General features: G+C 63.0%; 13 protein-coding genes. 8 read left to right on the top strand and 5 right to left on the bottom strand.

Translation table 11 applies throughout. The features are described from left to right. Positions 1-21 precede the first annotated feature (21 nt). The 3 genes from C4J83_RS18855 to C4J83_RS18845 all read right to left on the bottom strand — a co-directional run bounded on the left by C4J83_RS18855 (position 22) and on the right by C4J83_RS18845 (position 3677). Positions 22-1083, bottom strand: coding sequence for an FUSC family protein (locus tag C4J83_RS18855; RefSeq protein ID WP_124418894.1), 1062 nt, complete (start codon positions 1081-1083; stop codon positions 22-24). Between the two features lie 158 nt (positions 1084-1241). Beyond that, entirely contained in the window at positions 1242-2858 is a 1617-nt protein-coding gene (locus C4J83_RS18850; protein WP_124417900.1) for an NADP-dependent glyceraldehyde-3-phosphate dehydrogenase, read from the bottom strand. A 78-nt stretch (positions 2859-2936) separates the two neighbouring features. After that, on the bottom strand, positions 2937-3677 hold the full coding sequence (locus tag C4J83_RS18845) for an MFS transporter (RefSeq protein WP_164487948.1): 741 nt from the start codon (positions 3675-3677) through the stop codon (positions 2937-2939). Here C4J83_RS18845 and C4J83_RS18840 point away from each other — a divergent pair. Both C4J83_RS18840 and C4J83_RS18835 read left to right on the top strand, forming a co-directional pair. Continuing rightward, a complete protein-coding gene (locus C4J83_RS18840; protein ID WP_237266738.1) occupies positions 3652-3924 on the top strand; it encodes an ArsR family transcriptional regulator in 273 nt (90 codons plus the stop codon). The genes C4J83_RS18845 and C4J83_RS18840 overlap by 26 nt on opposite strands. A gap of 28 nt (positions 3925-3952) precedes the next feature. Next, positions 3953-4828, top strand: a complete 876-nt coding sequence (locus tag C4J83_RS18835; RefSeq protein WP_124417897.1) for a Dyp-type peroxidase — start codon at positions 3953-3955, stop codon at positions 4826-4828. 359 nt (positions 4829-5187) lie between these two features. Here C4J83_RS18835 and C4J83_RS18830 read toward each other — a convergent pair whose 3' ends face one another. Next, the gene (locus C4J83_RS18830) at positions 5188-5649 is read right to left on the bottom strand and encodes a winged helix-turn-helix domain-containing protein (protein WP_119739889.1); all 462 of its coding nucleotides are present in this window, start codon (positions 5647-5649) and stop codon (positions 5188-5190) included. A 68-nt stretch (positions 5650-5717) separates the two neighbouring features. Further along, entirely contained in the window at positions 5718-8933 is a 3216-nt protein-coding gene (locus C4J83_RS18825) for a type III effector HrpK domain-containing protein (RefSeq protein WP_124417896.1), read from the bottom strand. Between the two features lie 600 nt (positions 8934-9533). On the opposite strand from C4J83_RS18825, the gene C4J83_RS30535 reads away from it, so the two are divergent. The 6 genes from C4J83_RS30535 (at position 9534) to C4J83_RS18800 (ending at position 15202) form a co-directional block, all read left to right on the top strand. Next, positions 9534-9695, top strand: coding sequence for a hypothetical protein (locus tag C4J83_RS30535; protein WP_016969018.1), 162 nt, complete (start codon positions 9534-9536; stop codon positions 9693-9695). A gap of 103 nt (positions 9696-9798) precedes the next feature. After that, complete coding sequence (locus C4J83_RS18820) at positions 9799-10683, top strand: SctD/MshK family protein (protein WP_124417895.1); 885 nt, start codon at positions 9799-9801, stop codon at positions 10681-10683. A gap of 415 nt (positions 10684-11098) precedes the next feature. Then, positions 11099-11455: a hypothetical protein gene (locus C4J83_RS18815; RefSeq protein WP_124417894.1), complete on the top strand. Its 357-nt coding sequence runs from the start codon at positions 11099-11101 to the stop codon at positions 11453-11455. Beyond that, positions 11455-11790, top strand: coding sequence for a tetratricopeptide repeat protein (locus tag C4J83_RS18810; RefSeq protein ID WP_106578760.1), 336 nt, complete (start codon positions 11455-11457; stop codon positions 11788-11790). The genes C4J83_RS18815 and C4J83_RS18810 overlap by 1 nt, the downstream gene beginning before the upstream one ends. Further along, on the top strand, positions 11787-13925 hold the full coding sequence (gene sctV, locus C4J83_RS18805; protein ID WP_124417893.1) for a type III secretion system export apparatus subunit SctV: 2139 nt from the start codon (positions 11787-11789) through the stop codon (positions 13923-13925). Before C4J83_RS18810 ends, sctV begins: the two co-directional genes overlap by 4 nt. Further along, on the top strand, positions 13922-15202 hold the full coding sequence (locus C4J83_RS18800; protein WP_119739900.1) for a type II and III secretion system protein family protein: 1281 nt from the start codon (positions 13922-13924) through the stop codon (positions 15200-15202). The genes sctV and C4J83_RS18800 overlap by 4 nt, the downstream gene beginning before the upstream one ends. Positions 15203-15208 lie beyond the last annotated feature (6 nt).

Here is a 15208-nt window from a genome sequence, read left to right as displayed (position 1 = left end):
GCTGTCCCTTTTGCATGCCCGTCAAATCTTCCAGTGACTCGCCGTCTTGGCCAGCCGCTGGCGCATGGCATCCACATTCGCCGCCAGTTGCAACGTCAATAACCGATACCCGTCCAGCGCACTCTGTACCGGCGCTTCCAGTGCGTCGTCATCCGTTGTGTGCGTGGCAGGCCGTTCCAGCCGCTCGGTAAACCCCAGCTTCAATGCCCGTGCCATGCCCACCCACTGCACCCGAATCTGCCGGTGCTCCGCCTTCAACATCACCTGCATCCGTGCCATCGCCTGTGCATCGCGTGGATCGGGCCGGGTATTGCCGAGAATCTCCAGGGTGCTGATGCACATGCGCAGGTGCCGTTGGATCGCATCCAGTTCGGTCATGGAGATGCGCACTTCCTTGGACACTGACGGCATCAATGAGCGCAACTGCAGCATGGCCGCATTCAAGCGGTTGAGCAGCTTCAAGTGTTCATCATCGGTGACCGACTGGCCGCTGATGATTCGGCTATAGATTTGCGCGCAGTCACGCAACGCGCTGGCCAGGTTGTAGCGCCATGAGTACACCGCGTACAGCGGCAGGGCGAAGGAGAACGCCAGCGCCAAGACAATGCCGATCAGAATGTCGACGGTGCGCCACAAGCCATCGGATATCGGATTATCCCCGTGCCCTGCGACGATAAACACCGTGATCGCCGACAACAGCGCGATGTAACCGCCCTTGCCGATGGCGTGATAGGAAAAGAACCCGCACACCACCGACATCAACAGATACGTGAGCAATGGCTGACCGAAATAGGCCTGTTGCACCACCAGCAACAAGCCGACGCTGGCGCCGATCAAGGTGCCGTAGGCGCGCTCCACAGCTTTTTTGCCGATATTGCCGTGGTGCTGCAAACCGCCGATCACGATCAGCATGGTCACCGAGGCCCACTCGCCGTGCGGCAGGTTGATGCCGGTGGTGAGCAGGATGGTCGCCAGCAAACCGATGGACACGCGCACGGCGTGGATCAGTTTGGCATGGCGATAGCGGCGGTAGGGGTCCAGCAAGGGGCGCAACAGGCGCCGTGCGAACGCGGGCAAATGCAGGTTCATCGGTATTGACGTGGCCTTAGTAGTCAGTGCGAACGCGGTCTAAGTGGTGGGAACGGGCTTGCTCGCAAGTGCGCAGTGTCAGTCGAAGATGTGTTGACTGACACTGCGCTTTCGCGAGCAAGCCCGCTCCCACCTGTTGAACTGCGCCATCCTTAGAAAATGTAGTCGGTCGTCAAGAAGCTTGAGTCACGGTTGCGCAGGATATCGCTGACCAGCGCCTTGTTGCTTTCCTGGAACTTGGTCGCCACCAGCGTGCGGATCGAGAACACGCGCAATGCGTCATGTACCGACAGCGTGCCTTCGGCCGAGTTCTTGCGGCCGTTGAAGGGGAACGTGTCCGGGCCGCGCTGGCACTGGGCATTGATGTTGATACGGCCAACCTGGTTGGCAAACACATCTACCAGGCGCCCGACCTCCACGGCGTTGGTGCCGAAGATACTCAGTTGTTGACCGAAGTCCGAGTCCAGCACGTAGTCGATCACTGTGCCCAGATCACGGTAAGGCACAATCGGCACCACTGGCCCGAACTGCTCCTCGTGGTACACGCGCATCTGCGGGTTCACCGGGTACAGCACCGCCGGGTAGAAGAACGAACCGCGGCTGGTTGCGCCATTGGCATTCACCACCTTGGCGCCATGCTGCGCCGCATCGGCCACCAGCGCGTTGAGGTAATCGACCTTGCCGACTTCCGGCAGCGGCGTCAGCGAGACGCCGTCTTCCCAGGGCATGCCGGGTTTCAACGTGGCCAGCTTGGTGTTGAATTTCTCGATAAAGCGCTCGACGACATCTTCGTGCACAAACAGGATTTTCAGCGCAGTGCAGCGTTGACCATTAAACGACAGCGAGCCGGTGACGGCTTCGTTGACCGCATTGTCCAGGTCCACCTCGGGCAGCACGATGCCAGGGTTTTTTGCATCCAGGCCCAAGGCCGCGCGCAGGCGGTGTGGTTTGGGGTGCAGCTTTTTCAAGTCGCTGGCGGCCTTGTTGGTGCCGATGAACGCGAAGATATCGATCTTGCCGCTGGCCATCAGCGCACTGACGGTTTCACGGCCACTGCCATAGATCACGTTGATCACGCCGGCCGGAAAGCTGTCACGGAACGCCTCCAGCAGTGGGCGAATCAACAGCACGCCAAGCTTGGCCGGCTTGAACACCACGGTGTTGCCCATGATCAGCGCCGGGATCAGCGTGGTGAAAGTCTCGTTCAGCGGGTAGTTGTAAGGCCCCATGCACAGCGCCACGCCCAGCGCCACGCGGCGGATTTGCCCCAGCGTGTCCTGTTCCAGCTCGAAGCGGCTGCTGCGGCGGTCGAGTTCCTTGAGGGCATTGATGGTGTCGGTGATGTAGTCGCAGGTGCGGTCGAACTCTTTCTGCGAGTCCTTGAGGTTCTTGCCGATCTCCCACATCAGCAGCTTGACCACCGCATCACGCTGTTCGCGCATGCGTCGCAAGAAAGCTTCCACATGCTGGATGCGCTCGGCCACGCGCATCGTCGGCCATTCGCCCTGGCCTCGGTCATAGGCGCGCACGGCGGCGTCGAGGGCAGTCAGGGCGGTGTCGGCGTCCAGCAGGGGCGTGCTGCCGATATGCACGCGCTCATCGCCCAGTTGCACTGGGCTCAGTACCTGGGCCAATGGGCCGTTCCACACCTGCAACTGGCCGTCGACCAGGTAATCACGCTGTTCAATGGGCGCCGCCAGGCGAAATTGCTCGGGAATATCGGCGGCGGAGGTCGGAAACAGCTGGTCGAGCAGGTTACTGGTGGTCATGTCGCTACCCCTGGAATAGTTGCAAAACATGACTAGAGAGTCACCCATCCAAGGGCTGTGTGGCAAGCGCCAGACGCATTACAGCAGCGTCCCTGCCAACGCCACGCCCAGCGCTGCGCCGATTTGTCGCGCGGTGTTGAGGGTGCCGGCGGCAATTCCGGCCTGTACCGGGTGCACCGCGTTCATCAGCGCGGCGGTGGCGGCGGGAGTGATCAGCCCCGCCGCCAGGCCGATGATCGGCAGGGGCACCACGAGCAGGGCGTAGTCGGGGCATGTGCCGCTCATCAGCAACTGGCCGAAGCCGGCCACGTACAGCACCAGGGCGCCGCCGATCAGCCAGCGACTGCCGAACGCGCGCACCAATTGGCCGGCCATCAGGCTGCCAATGCTCACCAGCACCGTCAGCGGCAAAAATGCGACGCCGGTCCACAGTGGCGAGAAGCCCAACGTTCGCTGGAAATACAGGCCGAGTAAAAACATCAGGCCGTACAGCAGCAATGCAGATACCAGGGAAACCGCCGCGCACAGGCTGAACACGCGGCTGCCGAACAGTTGCACCGTAAGGCGCAGCCCGCCCGCTGCCCGCGGTTGTCTGGCACTGGCGGCAAGGCGCGCACTCAGTGCGACGGCGAGCAGTCCCAGTGGCAGATTGACGAGGAAGAGACTCCGCCACCCCAGCATCAGGATCAGCACGCTCCCCACCAACGGCCCGGCGGCTATGGCGATGCCGCCGCACCCGGCCCATACGCCGATAGCCGCCACGCGCCCGGCAGGGTTGTCGAGGTAGGCCTGATTGATCAGTGCCAGGGAGGCGGGCACCAGCAATGCCGCGCCGACGCCTGCAGCACGCGCGCGGCGATCAACATCAGAGCGCCCCCATCATTTGGCCGGGCCGCTGGGCGTGCAGTTGCTCAGCGCGTTGTGCGAAGCCGGATGGTTGCGCCGCTCGAAAGATTCTCGCGCGGTACGGGTCACGCCCACGGGCTGGACGCAGTTGAAGGCGCAATTGGGTCTGGACCCGCGTGACCTGGAAAAGCCTGAGCAAAAGCAGGCGTGCGGCGGTTAAACTACGCGGCTTTCTTGAAGGAGTTCACATGAGTCAGTACCAGCCGGGCATTCTTGCCGCACCGGTGCCCTTGCAGGCACGCCATCTGTTTTTTGCCGTGGATTGCCTGGCAGCCGTACCCGGCGCATTGGACGCGCTGGTGCAGTTGACCGATTCGTCCGCGGTGGTGGGTTTGGGTGAGCCGCTGGTGACTGCACTGGGCGCAACCATTGAGGGCTTGCGCGCGTTCCCTGCCGTCAGCGGCCCGGGCGCGCATAACCCCTCCACCCAGCAGGCGCTGTGGGTATGGCTGCATGGCGTGGATCGCGGTGAGCTGCTGTTGCGCAGCCGCAGTGTTGAAAAAGCCATGGCGCCGGCCTTTCGCCTGGTGCAGATGACCGAAGGTTTTCGCTACAAGACCGGCTTCGATTTGACTGACTATGAAGACGGCACTGAAAACCCCCACGACGACGCTGCGGTCGAAGCCGCGATGACCGACAGCGGCGCCAGCTTTGCCGCGATCCAGCAGTGGCAGCACGACCTCGACGGTTTTGCCGCTTTGCCTGCGCAGGAGCGCGACCACATCATCGGCCGCCGCCATGGCGATAACGAAGAGCTGGACGACGCACCCGAGTCCGCGCACACCAAACGCACCGCGCAGGAAAGTTTCACGCCGGAAGCCTTCGTGGTGCGCCGCTCGATGCCTTGGGCCGAGAACGGTCAGGCAGGGTTGATGTTCCTCGCCTTCGGGCATTCCTTTGATGCATTTGAAGCCCAACTGCGGCGCATGAGCGGGCTGGAAGACGGGATAGTGGACGGGCTGTACCGCATCAGCACACCGTTGACGGGTGGGTACTACTGGTGCCCGCCGCTGAAGGACGGGCACCTGGACCTGAGTGCGATCAGCTATACGCCGCACCTATAAACCGCTGGGCGCGGGCTTGTTGTGGGAAGCGATGTTGCTGTGGCAAACGGGCTTGCTGTGGCAACTGGATCGTCGTGGTGAGCAGGGTTGTTGTGGTGAGCGGGTTTGTTGTGGCAAGGGGGCTTGTTGTGGCGAGCGGGCTTGCCCCGCGTTGGGCTGCGCAGCGGCCCCAAAACCGGCTAGGCGGTTTGCCTGAAAAACCTGGGTGTTTGTAGCAGGGGCCGCTTCGCGCCCCAACGCGGGGCAAGCCCGCTCGCCACAACAAGCCCGCTCGCCACAGCAAGCCCTCTTGCCACAACAAGTGGGCTTGCCACAACAAAGACGCTTGCCAGAATAACGCCGCTCGCGGCACCTGTCGGTCAGCTGTTGTGCATACCCAGTTGGGCATACAGCGGCACCATCCCCGCGCCTCGGCAGTGGCGGCAACCATACGGGCTGAGAACCACCGGCGCTTTCAGTTGCGTGACGGGCGTACGTTCGACCCAAGTGGGCGCAACAAACCGATAACCCTGGCCCGGCACCGTGGCGATGTAGAACGACTCTTCGTCGCCGAGGGCGCGGCGCAGTGTCTTGATCTGCGTGCGCAGGTTGCATTCTTCCACCACCGTTTTCGGCCAGGCGATGGCCAGCAAGCGGTCTTTTTCCAGCAGTTCACCGGGCCGGGAGGCGAGGGCGATCAGCAAGGTCAGGGCGCGGCTGCCCAGGGCCACGGGTTGCCCGTGCTTGAGCAGCCGATGACGTTGGGGCAGCAGTTGGAAGGGGCCGAAGTGGATCTCGAGGGTGGCGTCATCGGTGAGGTGGCGGCGAGTTGAATACGTCATGTCATTGAACCTTTAGGCGTGGGAAACAGCCCGGCGCAGCTGCGTTTGCGCCAGGCTGTCGGGGGAGGTCAGGTGTTGATGGCGGGGATCGGGTCGGCGGGGTAATCGCCGTCCATGGTCGGGCCGCCGGTCAAACCGTATTGCTGCAGCACCGGCGCCAGTTGACCGTAGAACGCGTCTTGCGCCTTGCCGTGGGCATCGGCCAGGGCGAACGGCAGAAACGCGCTGCCGATCCCGCCGAGGATCGCCGTGGCCCCGCCGAGGATGCCGCTGATGGTGCCGGCCACTGCGCCGATCTCAGTGGCGCCATACAAGCCGGCGCCGGCTTCCACCAGGCCGGCGACGGCCGCGCCCGTGCCGAGTACGCCGGTGGCCACCGAGAAACTGCCGGTGAGGTAGTCACCTTTCTTCAGGGAATCGACACCGCCGATAATCCCGATCACGCCGCCGATGATCCCACCGGCCGAACCGATGATCTTGCCCGCCGCGCCGATATTGGCGATCTGTTCGGCTGACAACGGGCCTTTGCCCACCGGCACCTTGCCCGGGAAGTCGCCGATGGTGCCGCCGTCCGGACGGTTGACCCAGGTCACCCCGTAACCGGCTTCCTTGGCGTACTTGGTGCCGCCTTCCAGCAACAGACCGGCGAATTGCAGCCCCGCCGACACGCGGTTGGCGTCCGCCACCGGCGTATTGCTGCCGTTGGCCGAACGCGCCATCAGCACGCCGCTCATCAACACCGCGCTGCCGATGTGCAGCAGGCCTTGCTTGAACGCCGGGCTCACATCCCCGAACTTCATGCCTTCGATGGCCTTGGGCAAGGCGTCGGCAATCTTGTTGCCCTGGCGACCGATGTCCCACACCGAGCGCAGCATCGACACCACTTGTGCCGGGTCGATCTTGCCGCCATCGGCGGTGACAAACATCTCGGGGTTTTTCTGCTGGGCATCGTTGATCGCGGCGGTGACTTTGGCCTCGTCAAAATTGCCTTTGCCATCGCCCAGCGTCACATTGAGGGTGTCGGTGGTCGCGCCGCCGAGCAGGGCATCGCTGAGGTTTTCGTTGAAATTAACCTGCAAGGTCGCGGCGTCGTCTGCTGTGGCCTTGTCCCCGAGGAAGGCCTGGGCCGACGCGGCGCTGGCCGCAAAACTGCTGGCCGCCACGGTCGGGTCCATGCCACCGGCCACGGCGTCGGTGAAAGCTTTGCCGGTGACCAGTTCGTTCTTGTAGTAGCTCTGGATCGCGTCACTTTGCCCGGCGTTGGCGGCGACTTTGCTCAAGTCGACATGGCCGTTGCCGCCCAGTGCCAGGTTGGCGATGGTTGCATCGTTGGCGGCGTTTTGCAGGCCCATGCCCATGTCGATCTGCTTGCCGTTCTGATCCTTGGCATTGAGGTTGTCGTTGAGGTTCTTGCCCGACTCGATGCCATCGGCGAAGTAGTTCTGCAGGGCGACCTTCATGGTCGGGTCGCTGCTGACGATGTCGCTGAGTGCCGGGCCGCGGTTGTTCTGCAGAAAGCTCTGCACATCCGGGTCCGCCGACAGGGTCTCGATGCCGCTCTGCAACTGCGCCTTGATCTTGTCCTCGTTGGGGTTCAGGCCCCAGTTCGGCGAGGTGTACTTGTCCATCAAACCGGCATGGGGCACGTAGTCGCTGACCAGCAGGCGCGTCTGCGCATCGGTCAGTTGCACCAGCACCGCAGCCTTTTGTGCGCCACTGTAGTTCTGCGGGTTGGCCAGAATGTCGGCGGTCAGCTTGGAGGTGTCGACACCGGCCACGGCATCGCGGGTGGCGGCACCGTCGAGGAAGGTCAGCGTGTCGCTGTCGGTTTTCGGCGCCTGTTTTTCCAGCCACGCGCCGATGTTGTCGCGCGTACCGATGTTGTCCGACTTGCCGGTCGCCGGGTTGTCGCCACCGGTTTCCAGCGCGTGGAACATGCCGGGCCTGGACCACATGGCCGCAGCACCCGTTAGTTCGTTGCTCAAGGCCGAATCACTGCCCAGCGCCTCCAGGTTGTCGGGGCGAATCATGCCGTCGTTGCTGCGCTGGTTATCGCCTGGGCGCATCGCAGTGCCCGAACTTGCGACCAGGCTCTCGTTGGCCATCACGATGGCGGCGGACTTGGCGTTGGCGGTGGCCAGTTCGCCGGGCTTGCTGCCCATGAAACTGGCGAAGGATTTCGACGCCGCGCCAAGGTCCTTGTTGGCGTTGTCGATAAAGTGGTCGACGTCGGAATGGGTGATCACGTTGTCGGCTTTACCGCGACCGCCGCTGTCCAGCGCGGCCATCAGGTTCGGGCTGCTGGCCACGTATTTGAGCACCGCCTGGGCTTCGGGCGGCAGGCTCGTGGGCGGGTTGGCGAAGTCAATCGGCGCACCATGCAGGCCCCAGGCATCCCAGTTTTGCGAGAGCAATTGCGCAGCGGCGCGCGGGCGGTTCAGGTCGAGTTCTTCCTTGGTTGGCGTACCGCTGGTGTTACCGGTAATCGTGTCCCAGTCCTTGGCGCCGGAGACGCCGAACGACGAGGTGTCGATCCACGAGGTGTCCGAGGCGCCGGCCGCGCCAGTGGTGCCGGCATACAGCTTGGCCACTTGGTCGTACAGGGCGGGGGTGATGTCCTGGGACACAATGACTTTGTCGCCGGAAGCGGTGTTATAGCGAATCAGGCCCGGCCCGACTTCCTCGGGTGCGCCGATGTTGGCCGCCGGGTCCATGGTTTCGTTGGTTCCGGCCAAGCGATAGCCTTCGGCCTGGCTGGCGTTGATGGCGAACATTTTGCTCGAGTCGCCGCTGACCTGGGCAAACAACGTCGGGGTTTGTTTCTGGCTGACCACGATCTTGTCACCGGACGTGGTTTCGTATCGGATCAGGCCCGGGCCCAATTCCGTCGTGCTGCCAATCGCCTTGTAGTTGCCCAGCCCCGGCGCCACGGTACTGGCGTCGGCTTCGGTGTACCCGGCGGCCTTGCTGTCGGCGAGGTTTTTTTCGACGCTGGCGTCGGCCTGTTGTGCATTGTATTGGTCGACCAGTTTCTCGTAGAGCCGGGGGTTGTCGATTTGCTTGAGGGTTACCGGCTTGTCACTGCCCAGTGGCGTATAGGTGATGCTGTTGTTCACCGGCGCCTGCACATTCTGATAGGGCAGGGGAATCGAAGGGCCGCGGATCTTCGACGGATCGAACGTCGGCTGGTTGACGGCCGTGAACAACGCGGTTTCGAATTTTTTCTGCGAGCCGTCTGTGCCCGGGGTGTCAACAGGGTCACGACTACTTGGGATCGCTGGCATAAATGATCACCTGGAAGTTCTTTCATATATCAGGACCTGCGCACTAACGATTTCGGCTATTAGTGCAGCTGTACTAATTCGGCGCAGGCAATTAGTTGCTCGCGGGCATTAAGGCCACTCGCGCCGAGCTATCAAACGCGATGATCAAGTCGCTTTTGTTACAAATGGAAATATCCGCAAAGTTGGGCAAAAGGCTATTAGCGAAAAATGTGAAGTCGTCGCGAAAATAGCGCTGATAACGTCCCGGATCGAACACTCAACCACGGGCTGGAAGTTCGAAAACTGTCCAAATTATGCTGCGAAAGGCCCGCAAACACTGGGCTTTTTGCGTGTGTGTATTTTTTGAAAAAAGTTCCACGGCCCAAGATGCATGAGTTTTTCTCACTGCCAGGTTGAGCCAAACCTTTCACACCCTGTCAGCGAAACGTTTCACAAGCTTTCACAGCGAAGGCGTTTTGATCGTGAGTAGTATGGGTCCCATGCAAACCAACGACGGTTCGAAGGCTCACTGTCTGACGTTTTGGGCATTCACCGGTTTGCATACTTTCAGCTTGCTGTTGCGCAACTGAATAACTTCCCTATCGATGCAAGGAGATGAACATGGCTGATGTCCCACCAGTAAAAGCCGGCGGCGCCGACGACGCTATCGCGAAGATGGAAGCGACCTTCAACATGGCTATCGAGAAGTCGGCCAAGATCACTGAAATCAGCACCGCGAAAAAAGCGGAGCTCGACGCCACCAAACAGCGTCCGCAGAACTGATTCGCCAAAACGGGCGGCGCCGGCGCTGCCCGTTTACCTGCTGAGTGTTTTCACCTTCTGATTGTTGACCCCGTTGCACATGCTCAAGGGGGCAAACCCGAACATGACAGCCTTGATTTCCTTGGGTCCGGTCGCTGGTATTGGCGCACCGACCCTGACTGTGACCAGCGGTTTGCATCAGGGCAGTTCCCTGGTGCTCGACCAGCCTGTCTACATCCTCGGCGCGGACCTCGCGGCCGACCTGGTACTCAGCGATCCCGGCATCGCCGGCCTGCACCTGCGCCTGCGGTTTGAGGGTGGCCAGGTGGCAGTCGAAGCCTTGGGCGGCGATGTTGTGCTTGGCAACAATGTGCGTATTCCCCAAGGCAGCGGCCATCGTGCGCGACTGCCTTTGCAGCTGCGTATCGGCACGGCGGGAGTAAGCCTGGCCTCGCCTGAGGGGGCAGAAAAACCTTCGGACGCCACACGCACATTCACGCCCTGGATTGTCGCGATCGTCCTGCTGTTTTTGTGTGCGGGTGCGCTGGCGGTGCGCAACGACACGCCGCTCATTCACACCGCGGTCGCGGCGCAGGTGCCTGCGCTGAAAAAACCGTCGCGTGAACACGCCAAAACCTGGCTGGAGCAGCAACTCCAGGCTGCCCATCTGGAAGCTATAAAGGTCACTGACGCCAACGGCCAGCTCAGTGCCGTCGGCAGCTTCGAACAGTCGCAAAAACCTCAGTGGCTGGCCCTGCAACAAGCCTTCGATGAACGTTACGGCCAACAGATCGTCCTCAACCCTCGCGTCAGCGTACGCGCCGACGCCGCACGCCCGCGTGTGCGCTTCCAGGCCGTGTGGTTCGGCACCAACCCCTACGTGATCAACGACAGCGGCAAGCGCCTGTACCCCGGCGCGCCCCTGGCGGACAACTGGGTGCTGGAGCGCATCGAGAACAACCAAGTGATCCTCGCCCGCGGCGAAGAGCGCTTCACCTTCACCTTATGAGTCGCCCCATGGAACGCACCCAACCCACCCGTGGGACGTGGCTTGCCTGCGATGGCGTCCCCCCCGCCAACCCAATTCAACCCGCCGCCACGCCATTCAAATGTGGGAGCGGGCTTGCCCGCGATGGCGTTCTCCCGGCCAACCCAGTTCAACCTGACACCCCCACGCCCAACTGTGGGAGCGGGCTTGCTCGCGATGGCGTTCTCCCGGCCAACCCAGTTCAACCTGACACCCCCACGCCCAACTGTGGGAGCGGGCTTGCTCGCGATGGCGTTCTCCCGGCCAACCCAGTTCAACCTGACACCCCCACGCCCAACTGTGGGAGCGGGCTTGCCCGCGAAAGCTATCTGTCAGGCGCTGGAAGTCCTGGGTCGGAGCACCTATCCAGCCATAAACGCTGCTCGCAGGCCCACGCATGAAAGTCGAACCCCGCCCGCTCATCCCCAGCGACGTACGCAGCGCCCCCGTCGAAGCCGTTCGCCCGGTCAACTCACGCCAGGCCACTGCGTTCGAAGCGGTGCTCAAAACCCGCAAGACCCAAGCCCGCCGCTCGCTGCGCAGTGACCTCGAAGAACTCACCAGCGCCGCGGGCGTTGACTCCCTGCTGTTCGGCAGCGCCCGCTCCCTGGAGCTGCTGGAACACGTGATGGAACACATCCTGCCGTCCCTCGATGCCGAGACGGACATCAAGGAACTGGCCCATGACCTGATCAGCGAAGAGATCGAGATGCGCCGCACCCTCGAACAGCAACGCTCGGAGGTACATGCCTGATGGCCCGCGATAACGACGACGCCGTGCAATTGCTCAAAGGCATTGGCGAGCTGTACCGGCGCAACGGCCAGTCCCAGCGTGCGCTGGTGATGCTGCTGATCGCCGTGAGCGTCGCGCCCGAAGACGGCGTGCTGCTGCGCTCGCTGGTGCTCGCGTTCACCGACAGCGGCGACGCCACCCGCGCCCTGGGTGCCCTCGACCGGTTGGTGGCACTGGAAGGCGAGTCCGCCAGCCTGTTGCTGCTGCGCGCCCGCGCGCTGTGGTACGGCGAGCGCAAGGACGAAGCGCGCCAGTGCTTCAAACGCTACCTGGCTGCGCGCAGGGCCGGCGCATGAGTGCCCTCAACCGCCTGAACAACCTGGCGCGCATGGCGGCGCAGCGCACCGACGTGATCATCGTCGCGTTCATGCTCATGGCAATTGTGATGATGATCATCCCGCTGCCCACCTACCTGGTGGACATGCTGATCGGCCTCAACATTGCCCTGAGCATCCTGATCCTGATCGTTGCGTTCTACATCGGCCATTCCGTGGAATTCTCCGCGCTGCCGCCGCTGATTCTGCTCAGCACCCTGTTTCGCTTGTCCTTGTCGATCACCACCACCCGCTTGATCCTGCTGCACGGCGACGCCGGCCATATCGTCAAGGCCTTCGGTGATTTTGTGATCGCCGGCCAAGTCGTGGTCGGCATGGTGGTGTTTTTGATCATCACCGTGGCGCAGTTCGTGGTGATCACCAAAGGCGCCGAACGCGTGGCCGAAGTGGCTGCGCGCTTCACCCTGGACGCGATGCCCGGCAAGCAGATGAGCATCGACAACGACCTGCGCAATGGCGACATCGACCAGGCCGAAGCGCGCCGCCGGCGTTCGCGCCTGGAGCGCGAAAGCCAGATGTTCGGCGCGATGGACGGCGCGATGAAATTCGTCAAAGGCGACGCCATCGCCGGCCTGGTGATTCTGGCGGTCAACCTGCTCGGCGGCATGCTGATCGGCATGATCGAGCGCGACATGCCGTTCGGTGTGGCGGTGCACACCTACTCGCTGCTGACCGTGGGCGACGGCCTGATCGCACAGATCCCGGCGCTGCTGATTTCGGTGGCGGCGGGCACGGTGGTCACGCGGGTCAACAGCGACGGTGAAGCCGGCGACCTGGGCAGCGAGATCATCAAGCAGCTGGGCGCCAGCTACCGGGCACTGGGCCTGACGGCATTGATCATGATCGGCGTCAGCCTGTTGCCCGGTTTTCCGACCTGGGTATTCCTCGGCTTGTCCGCGGCCTTTGGCGGCGCAGCGTTCGTGATGTACCGCCGGCACACCCGCCAGCCCCAGGGCGAGCTCGAAGCCTTGGCCGAACCCCCGGAGCCGGAGGTCGAGGCGCAGGCAGAATTGGATGACAACCTGCTGCCCGATACTCGCGTGCTGCTCACCCTTGGCAGCGGCCTGTCCCAGAGCGCGCCGCGCCAGTTGCTGCGCCAACGTGTCGAAGCGCTGTGTCATGACATCCGTACTGACCTGGGCGTGGATGTGCCGGTGCCGGGCATCTACATGGAGGCCAAGGCCACACCGGGCAGTTTCCGCGTGTCGCTGGAAGGCGTGCCGGTGAGCGAAGGCGAACTGCCGATCAATTGCCTGCTTGTGCAGGACGACCCGGTGCACGTGCAACTGCTGGACATCGCCACCGTGCAAGCCGACTCACCGCTCAACGGCCGCAATGCCCACTGGGTCGAGCGCCAGCACGAAGAGACCCTGCGCAACGCCGGCATCGGTTTCCTGCTGCCCGACGAAGTCTTGCGCGGCGTGCTGGAACGCAGCCTGCGCCGCTATGCCGCCGACTTCCTCGGCATCCAGGAAACCCGGCTGCTGCTCGAACGCACCGAAGCCACGTATGGCGAACTGGTCAAGGAAGCCTTGCGCCTGGTCCCCTTGCAGCGTGTTGCCGAGACCTTGCGCCTGTTGGTCGGCGAAGGCGTGTCGATCCGCAATCAGCGCGCCTTGCTCGAAGCCATGGTGGAGTGGGGCGCCCGCGAGACCGATGCCGGGCGGCTGGCCGAACATTTGCGCGCGGCGTTGGCGCGGCAGATCAGCCATCAGTACGCCGACCGTAACCGCGTCATCGGTGCACTGGTGCTGGCGCCGGGCCTGGAAGACCAACTGCGCGCGTCCCTGCGTCGTCAGGAGCCGCAGCGCGAATTGATCCCCGAAGACGTCAGCCGCGCCTTGCTCGCGCAACTGCGCCAGGCCTGTGAAAACACTCGCGAGGTCAACAGCGCGGTATTGTTGGTGCACCCGGAGCTGCGGCGCAGCCTGCGCCGTCTGGTGTTGCGCGGTGAACTGGAGCTGGCGGTGCTGTCGTTCCGCGAGCTGGCCACCGAGTACAACCTGCAAGCGCTGGTGACCATCAGCTTCACCGATATTTCCAACCGCCGCGCGCCTGCCGCGGCTTCCGTCACCTCCCTGGCGTCTGCCTCATGATGCGTTTTTGTATGTTGTTGCTGGCTCTGGTCACCGCTGCAAGTCAGGCTCAGGACATTGCCAACGGGGCCTCGGGTTCGATCAACCTGGCGTCCGGAGAAGGGCGCATTCTGCATTTTGTGGCGCCGGTGGATTCGGTCCTGGTCGCCGAGCCGAATGTGGCCGACCTGCAAGTGGTGTCGCCGGGCACGATTTATATTTTCGGCAAGGCGCCAGGCAATACCAGCCTGATTGCCCTTGGCAATGACGGCAAACAACTGGCCAGCCTGACCTTGTCGGTCAGCAGCGGTACCGCCGCGGTGACCACGCCGATGCAGGCATTGCACCCCGGCAATGGCGCCCAAATCAGCGGGGCCGGCAACCGCCTGATCGCCAAGGGCACCGTCGGTTCGGTGGCCGAAGCGACGGACCTTAACGCGCTGCTCAACCCTCAGGGCCAGGGCTTCCAGAGCGCAATCAACACCACCGAATACGCAGGCGCGGCCCAGGTGAACCTGCGCGTACGGTTTGCCGAAGTCTCGCGCTCCGAATTGCTGCACTACGGCGTGAACTGGAACGCGATGTTCAGCAACGGCACCTTCTCCTTCGGCCTGATCACCGGCGGCGGTCTGGCAGCCGCAACGGCCGGTGGCCTGGCAACGGCAGGCACCGGCTCGGGCAATGTGAACATCGACGGCATGCTCGACGCGCTGCAGGCCAACGGCATTTTGCAGATATTGGCCGAGCCGAATATCACCGCCATGACCGGCCAGACCGCCAGCTTCCTCGCCGGTGGCGAAGTGGCGATCCCGGTGCCGGTCAACCGTGACCTGGTGGGCATCGAATACAAGTCGTTCGGCGTGTCACTGCTGTTCAACCCGACGCTGTTGCCCAACGGTCGCATCGCCCTGCAAGTACGCCCGGAAGTCAGCAGCGTGGTCAGCGGCGGCACCGTGGATTTCGGCAACTTCCATGTGCCGTCCTTCAGCGTGCGCCGCGCCGACACGCGGGTGGAAGTCGGCAGCGGGCAGACCTTTGCGATTGCCGGCCTGTTTCAACGTGAAAGCAGCCAGGACATCGAGAAGCTGCCGCTGCTTGGCGACTTGCCGATCCTGGGCAACCTGTTTCGCTCCAAGCGTTTCCAGCGCAATGAAACCGAACTGGTGATCCTGATTACCCCATACCTGGTGGAGCCGGTGCGCAGTCGCACACTCGCCACGCCGCTGGACGCACAACCGGCGACGGCCGCAGCCAGCGGACCGCGCAGCGGCGGCGCGTTCGGTTTTTACATGAATTGATGAGGG

Origin of the sequence: Pseudomonas sp. LBUM920, assembly GCF_003852315.1 — a bacterium.
Lineage (GTDB): Bacteria > Pseudomonadota > Gammaproteobacteria > Pseudomonadales > Pseudomonadaceae > Aquipseudomonas.
This window is presented reverse-complemented; position numbering and strand designations above follow the sequence as displayed.

Excerpts from the sequence above, each read along its gene's own strand:
- C4J83_RS18850 (WP_124417900.1), bottom strand. The coding sequence starts at position 2,858 with ATGACCACCAGTAACCTGCTCGACCAGCTGTTTCCGACCTCCGCCGCC.
- C4J83_RS18835 (WP_124417897.1), top strand. The coding sequence starts at position 3,953 with ATGAGTCAGTACCAGCCGGGCATTCTTGCCGCACCGGTGCCCTTGCAG.
- C4J83_RS18830 (WP_119739889.1), bottom strand. The coding sequence starts at position 5,649 with ATGACGTATTCAACTCGCCGCCACCTCACCGATGACGCCACCCTCGAG.
- C4J83_RS18825 (WP_124417896.1), bottom strand. The coding sequence starts at position 8,933 with ATGCCAGCGATCCCAAGTAGTCGTGACCCTGTTGACACCCCGGGCACA.
- C4J83_RS30535 (WP_016969018.1), top strand. The coding sequence starts at position 9,534 with ATGGCTGATGTCCCACCAGTAAAAGCCGGCGGCGCCGACGACGCTATC.
- C4J83_RS18820 (WP_124417895.1), top strand. The coding sequence starts at position 9,799 with ATGACAGCCTTGATTTCCTTGGGTCCGGTCGCTGGTATTGGCGCACCG.
- C4J83_RS18815 (WP_124417894.1), top strand. The coding sequence starts at position 11,099 with ATGAAAGTCGAACCCCGCCCGCTCATCCCCAGCGACGTACGCAGCGCC.
- C4J83_RS18810 (WP_106578760.1), top strand. The coding sequence starts at position 11,455 with ATGGCCCGCGATAACGACGACGCCGTGCAATTGCTCAAAGGCATTGGC.
- sctV (WP_124417893.1), top strand. The coding sequence starts at position 11,787 with ATGAGTGCCCTCAACCGCCTGAACAACCTGGCGCGCATGGCGGCGCAG.
- C4J83_RS18800 (WP_119739900.1), top strand. The coding sequence starts at position 13,922 with ATGATGCGTTTTTGTATGTTGTTGCTGGCTCTGGTCACCGCTGCAAGT.